The following is a 6,000-nucleotide window of genomic DNA, read 5'->3' as shown; positions in this document are numbered from 1 at the left end:
CGAACGAGCCGCGGCGCTGGCGCGCAACGCGCTCGATCTCTGGACGGCGGACCCCTGGGTGCCGGACGACTTCGACTGGGCGCGGCGCGATCTGCTCGAAGACCGCGCGCACGCGCAGCGGATCGCGGGTCCGCACGGCGCGCCTACGGTGGGGGCTGTCGACGACACACGCATTCCGGCAGCGTTGACGCCTCTGATCGGGCGCGCCGACGAGATCGCCCTCGCCGAGGCTCAGCTGACCGATGAGCGGCTGCTCACCCTGATCGGTCCCGGCGGTGCGGGAAAGACAACTCTCGCACTGGAGCTCGCCCGCCGTCACGCGCCCGCGGTGTTCGTCGAGCTGGCACCGGCCGACGCGGGGGGCGTCTGGGATGCCGTCGCCACCGCTCTCGGTCGTGGCGTCCGCCTGTCCGAGAGCACTGTCGGGCAGGCCCAGGGCTCCCGCGAGCGTGCCCTCGCCGCCCTCGCCGGCCGGCCCCTGCTGCTCGTGCTCGACAACGCCGAGCACGTCGTGAGCGACGCCGCCCAGGTGGCGACCGATGCTTTGCGGGTGGCACCGGCGCTGCGACTGCTGGCCACGAGCCGCGAACCGCTGGGCGTTCCTGGCGAGGCGTTCGTCACGGTGGGATCGCTGCCGGAGGGCGATGCCGTGGCCTTGCTGGCCGCGCGCATCCGCGCCGCCCGCGGGCACGCGCCGGACGCCGGCGAGACGGAGGCCGTCGCCCGCATCGCACGGCGCCTGGACGGTCTGCCGCTGGCACTCGAGCTCGCCGGGGCGAAGGCACGGGTGCTGTCGATCGCCGAGATCGAGGACGGCCTCGCGGATCGATTCGCGCTTCTGGACCGAGGACCGCGCACGGCGGAGCCGCGGCACCAGACACTGCGGGCTGTCATCGACTGGAGCTGGAGCCTGCTCGACGACGCGCAGCGGGACGCGCTGCTCGCGTTGGCCGTCTTCCCCGACGGCATCTCCTCCGCGGACCTGGCCGAGGTCACGGCGGCGTTCGGGCTTCCCGAGACGGCGATCGACGACCTCGTCGAGCGTTCACTCGTGCAGCGCTCCCGCGGCCGCTACCGCCTGCTGGAGACCGTGCGCGAGTACGGACTGGACGCGCTCCACCGATCGGGCAGGCTGGAGGACGCTCGCGGACGCCAGGCCGCCGTGATGGCGCAGCTCGCACTCGCGCAGGACCGGGCGCTGCGGACCCCGGCCGCCCGGCCGGCCATCGCCTGGTTCGACGCCAACGAGGAGAACCTCGCTGCCGCGACCCGCTTCTCCGTCGGTCACGGCGAACTCGAGGTGCGTCTGGCGCGGGCGCAGCTGTGGATCTGGCAGTTGCGCGAGCGGTTCGATCTGCTGACGTCCGTTCTGAACGCGACCGCGACCCCCGCCGACGCCCTCGCCAGCGAGGCGGATGTCGTGGTGGCGGCCATGGCGATGCTGATGCGCACGATGCTCGATCCGACGACCACGCACCTGTCCACGCAGAGCGTGGCGCGCATCGCCGCGGCCGCGCAGAGGTACGACTCGGAGCTCGCGGCCGTCCTCCCCGTCGTCCTGCGCGGGGCACTGCGCGCCCGCCAGGATCGGCGCGGAGACGAACCGTGGTCGACGTACCTGCGGCTGGATGAGAGCGATCTGACGGACGGCCCCGCCTGGAGCCGGGCGTTCGCTGCGGTCATGAACGCGGCCACCGCGCAGAACAACGGTGACATCGAGGGGCTCGGCGACGCCAGCGGCCGCGCGCTGGATGCCTTCCGGCACCTCGGCGATGCGTGGGGCACGGCTCTGGCCAGCCAGATGCGATCGGAGTGGCTCATGCTGCAGGGGCGCCTGGAGGAGTCGCTGCGCATCGCGGACGAGTCGACGCAGGCGCTCGAAGGTCTGACGTCGGTCAGCGATCTGCTGCAGCAGCAGGCGCTCTCCGTGTCGATCCTGCTCCGTCTCGGTCGCGAGAGCGAGGCCCGGCAGCGCGTCGACCAGATGCTCGCCCGCGCGCGGGCCGACGGCTCCGAACGAGCCGTCGCCCAGGCCGCCGCGACGGCAGCCGCGCTCGAGCTGGTGCGCGGCGACGGCGCCGCCGCCCTGCGCGAGCTGGAGCGTGCCGGCAGCCTCGAACAGCAGCAGGCACTGGCGGGCTTTCCCGCACAGGTCGCCGCGTGGCAGGAGAGCAAGCGCGCGCTCGCGCTGCTGCTCACCGGAGACGCGGCGGGGGCCGCGGACGCCCTGCGACGGGCCGCGCCGGTCGCCGTCCGCACGGGCGATCAACCGATCATGTCGGACGTCGCGGTCGCTTTCGCCCGCTGGTTCCTGGCCGCGGATCGCCTGAGCGATGCGGCGGCGGCACTCGCCGAGGCCGACCGGCTGCGGGGGCGCGCCGACCTCAGCGACCCGATCGCCCTTCCCGTGCGCGATGCGGTGAGCGCCGCCGGACGGGATGCCGCGGCATCCGATCCGGCGGAGCTCACCGCACTGGTCGATCGTCTGGACGGGCGCTAGGCCTTCCGCATGTACGCCCGCACCGTGAGCGGCGCGAAGACGAGGACGATGACGGCGGCGCCCAAGAGCGAGGCCCAGAAGTCCCCTGCGATGACCCCCGCGTTCGCGAGATCGCGCACCGCGGTCACGAGGTGAGAGATCGGGTTCACACTCGCGAACCAGGCGAGCGGTGCGGGCAGCGAGTCGATCGGCACGTACGCGTTCGACAGGAACGTGAGCGGGAACAGGATGAGCATCGAGATGCCCTGGACGCTGGATGCCGTGCGAGCGATGACGCCGAAGAACGCGAAGATCCAGCTGATGGCCCACGAGCAGGCGATGACGAGCAGTCCGGCCGCGAGGACCGCGCCGAAGCCGCCGGCCGGGTGGTAGCCCATGAGGAAGCCGACGACGAACGTGATGGAGGTCGCGATCGCATAACGCAGGGTGTCGGCCAGCAGCGCGCCCGACAGCGGAGCGATGCGTGCGATCGGCAGCGACCGGAAGCGGTCGAACACACCCTTGTCCATGTCTTCGCGCAACTGCGTGCCGGTCACGACCGAGGTCGTGATGACGGTCTGCACGAGGATGCCCGGAATCAACGCCGGAAGGTAGCTCTCGACGTTTCCGGCGATCGCGCCGCCGAAGATGTACGCGAACATCAGCGTGAAGATGATCGGCTGCACCGTCACGTCGACGAGCTGCTCGGGCGTGCGACGGATCTTCACCAGCCCGCGATACGCCATCGTCAGCGTGTTCTCGACGGTCTGGCGCAGGCTCGTGCGGTTGGAGAGCCGGCGCTCGGATGCCGGGGTGATGGGCGTCAGATCGATGCGGGTCGGGGCGATGGCGCTCATGCGCGGACCTCCTCTGAGGCGGCGTCGGCAGACGCGGAGTCGGTGGCCGCGGCATCCGCCGGTCGGCCGGTGATGGTCAGGAACACCTCATCGAGCGTCGGCTTCTGCACGCTCATCTCGGTGAGGTGGATGCCGGCCTCGCGCAGGGTGATCAGCAGATCGGTGACACGGTCGGGGTCGGACATCGGCGCGGTGATGCGCGCCGCCTCGGGCGAGAGGGTGCCGCGCACCCCCAGCACCTGCGCGATCGCGCGCAGGGCGTCATCCACGTCGGCGGGATCGGACATCCGCAGGATCAGCGACGACGTGCCCACCGAGGCCTTGAGGTCGTCGGCCGTGCCCTCGGCGACCACGCGGCCGTGATCGATGACGGCGATGCGGTCGGCGAGCTGATCCGCCTCATCGAGGTACTGCGTCGTGAGCAGCACGGTGGAGCCGGTCGCGACGAGCTCGCGGATCGTGTCCCACATCTGCCCGCGCGTGCGCGGGTCGAGACCCGTGGTGGGTTCGTCGAGGAAGATGAGCGGAGGCTGGGCCAGAAGCGATGCGGCGAGATCCAGTCGACGCCGCATGCCGCCCGAGAACTTCTTCAGGGGCCGCCGCGCGGCATCCGTCAAGGAGAAGCGCTCGAGGAGGTCCCCGGCCTTGCGCTTCGCCTCGTTGCACGTCAGGCCCAGGAGCCGACCGAAGATCATCAGGTTCTCCGTCGCCGACAGCGTCTCATCGACCGACGCGAACTGCCCGGTGACGCCGATCAGCTGACGGACGACGTTCGGCTCCCGCGAGACGTCGTGGCCGAAGATCTCGGCGCGGCCGGCGTCGGGACGCATCAGCGTCGCGAGCATGTTGATGGTGGTGGTCTTGCCGGCCCCGTTCGGACCGAGCACGCCGTAGACCGTGCCGGCGTCGACGGCCAGGTCGACGCCGTCGACAGCACGGTTGTCGCCGAAGACCTTCACGAGGCTCTCCGCGCGCACCGCGAGGGTGGATGGTGAGGTGGAAGTGGTCATGGCATCCACTGTGCGCCGGGCGCGCTGTCGCGTCCCTGTCACGCGGGCGACGGGGCTGTCACCGTGCTGTCACGGCGGGTCTGCGGGTGACACACTCGAGGGATGAGCCTGCACATCACCGACGACCCCGCCGCCGACACCCTGCTCACCGAGAACCCGCTGGCGCTGCTGATCGGCATGCTCCTCGACCAGCAGGTAGCCATGGAGACCGCGTTCAGCGGTCCGTTGAAGATCCAGGAGCGCATCGGCGCCATGGATGCCGCGACCATCGCCGGCTACGACCCCGACGCCTTGGTCGCCGCGTTCCAGCAGTCGCCGGCCGTGCACCGCTACCCCGGGTCGATGGCGGGTCGCGTGCAGGCGCTCTGCCGGGCGCTCGAGCAGGACTGGGGCGGGGATGCCGCGGCGCTGTGGACCGAAGGCGACCCCGACGGGCCGACCGTGTTGAAGCGGTTGAAAGCCCTCCCCGGCTTCGGCGAGCAGAAGGCCAAGATCTTCCTCGCCCTGCTCGGCAAGCAGTACGGCTTCACCGGCGCCGGCTGGCGCGAGGCCGCGGGCGCCTACGGCGAAGACGGCTCCTACCGCTCGGTGGCCGACATCGTCTCCCCCGAGTCGCTGGCCAAGGTGCGCGAGTTCAAGAAGGCGGCGAAGGCCGCGGCGAAGGGCTGACGGCCGGAGAGGCGCGTTTCGACTCCTCGCTGCGCTCGTCGCTCACCGACCGGAAGTTGCGCACGCCCCGGTCGTCGAGCGAGCGCGGCGAGTCGAAACGCGACGGCACCCCCGGTCGTTGAGCGAGCGCAGCGCGTCGAAACGCCGCGAGCCCGCGGACTCAGCCCTGCACGAACAGGTAGCCGCGCTCGTCGTCGAAACCACCGATGACGAGGCCGCGACCGTAGTGCGACAGCATCTCCTCGCGCACGCGCAGACGCCACGCCGCGGCCTCGGCCGCATCGGTGCGACGCAGAGACTCGATGTCCTCGGGGATCTGGACGGTCGCGACGACGTCCGCGGCATCCGGCTCACGCACCGGAGCCGACGCGAGCGCCCACGCGACCAGGAGGCGGTCGCTGTCGACACCCTGGCCGTTCTGGTCGAGCTCGGCGCCGTCGTAGGCCGAGCCGTACTGGTCGACGAGGTACTCCACGAAACGTACGCCGATCGTCTTGGCGTTGAAGTGGGCGTTGCGGCGCACAAGCGGGTCGAAGGTCCAGGTGACCGTGCCGATGTCGCGGGCGATCGCCCACTGGCGCTGCTGCTGCTTGAGCAGGCGTCCGAACCCGCGACGCTGGTACTCCGGCAGTACGCCCGTGACGTGGGAGTGCATGGCGTGCTGCTCCGGCGGGGAGAAGAACGCGACGGAGGCGCCGACGATGCGCTCACCGTCGTACAGGCCGACCACGTAGTTGCCCGAGTACTGCAGCGCGCGCATGAGCGGCGCGGGCATGGGGTCGCGTCCGCCCCAGATCTCCACGATCACCCGATGGGCGGCGAAAATCTCGTCGAGCGTGTCGAGGTCGCGGATACTGAGGGTGGACTCGGGTGCGCCGGATGCCATGCCTCCACGGTAGCCGTTCTCTCGCGCTCCGCCGCGTGCCCCTGGCCGCGAGACACGCGCGGCGCACCGAAACACCGGTGCACAACGCGTGTCTCGGTG

General features: G+C 71.3%; 5 protein-coding genes. 2 read left to right on the top strand and 3 right to left on the bottom strand.

Annotated elements, in window-relative coordinates; translation table 11 throughout:
- Nucleotides 1–2,500 (top strand): ATP-binding protein (locus tag BGN98_RS10800; protein ID WP_288121384.1); only part of this gene is annotated, 2,500 nt, incomplete at its 5' end.
- Here the strand turns inward: BGN98_RS10800 and BGN98_RS10795 are convergent.
- Together BGN98_RS10795 and BGN98_RS10790 are read right to left on the bottom strand one after the other, a co-directional pair.
- Nucleotides 2,497–3,336 carry an ABC transporter permease gene (locus BGN98_RS10795; protein WP_288121383.1) on the bottom strand — a complete coding sequence of 280 codons (840 nt, stop codon included), beginning with the start codon at nucleotides 3,334–3,336 and terminating at the stop codon, nucleotides 2,497–2,499. The genes BGN98_RS10800 and BGN98_RS10795 overlap by 4 nt on opposite strands.
- Nucleotides 3,333–4,346 (bottom strand): ATP-binding cassette domain-containing protein, encoded by a 1,014-nt coding sequence (locus BGN98_RS10790; RefSeq protein WP_288121382.1) that lies wholly within the window; start codon nucleotides 4,344–4,346, stop codon nucleotides 3,333–3,335. The genes BGN98_RS10795 and BGN98_RS10790 overlap by 4 nt, the downstream gene beginning before the upstream one ends.
- 102 nt (nucleotides 4,347–4,448) lie before the next feature.
- On the opposite strand from BGN98_RS10790, the gene BGN98_RS10785 reads away from it, so the two are divergent.
- On the top strand, nucleotides 4,449–5,015 hold the full coding sequence (locus tag BGN98_RS10785; RefSeq protein WP_288121381.1) for an HhH-GPD-type base excision DNA repair protein: 567 nt from the start codon (nucleotides 4,449–4,451) through the stop codon (nucleotides 5,013–5,015).
- A 160-nt stretch (nucleotides 5,016–5,175) separates the two neighbouring features.
- Here BGN98_RS10785 and BGN98_RS10780 read toward each other — a convergent pair whose 3' ends face one another.
- Nucleotides 5,176–5,901, bottom strand: coding sequence for a GNAT family N-acetyltransferase (locus tag BGN98_RS10780; RefSeq protein ID WP_288121380.1), 726 nt, complete (start codon nucleotides 5,899–5,901; stop codon nucleotides 5,176–5,178).
- Between the last annotated feature and the right edge of the window lie 99 nt (nucleotides 5,902–6,000).

Source organism: Microbacterium sp. 69-7 (genome assembly GCF_001897985.1).
GTDB lineage: Bacteria > Actinomycetota > Actinomycetes > Actinomycetales > Microbacteriaceae > Microbacterium > Microbacterium laevaniformans.
Note: the sequence above shows the minus strand (reverse complement) of the source record. Positions and strands in the feature narration are given on the sequence as shown.

Bases quoted from the DNA above. Each gene is read 5' to 3' on its own strand.
- BGN98_RS10795 (WP_288121383.1), bottom strand. From the start codon at position 3,336: ATGAGCGCCATCGCCCCGACCCGCATCGATCTGACGCCCATCACCCCG.
- BGN98_RS10790 (WP_288121382.1), bottom strand. From the start codon at position 4,346: ATGACCACTTCCACCTCACCATCCACCCTCGCGGTGCGCGCGGAGAGC.
- BGN98_RS10785 (WP_288121381.1), top strand. From the start codon at position 4,449: ATGAGCCTGCACATCACCGACGACCCCGCCGCCGACACCCTGCTCACC.
- BGN98_RS10780 (WP_288121380.1), bottom strand. From the start codon at position 5,901: ATGGCATCCGGCGCACCCGAGTCCACCCTCAGTATCCGCGACCTCGAC.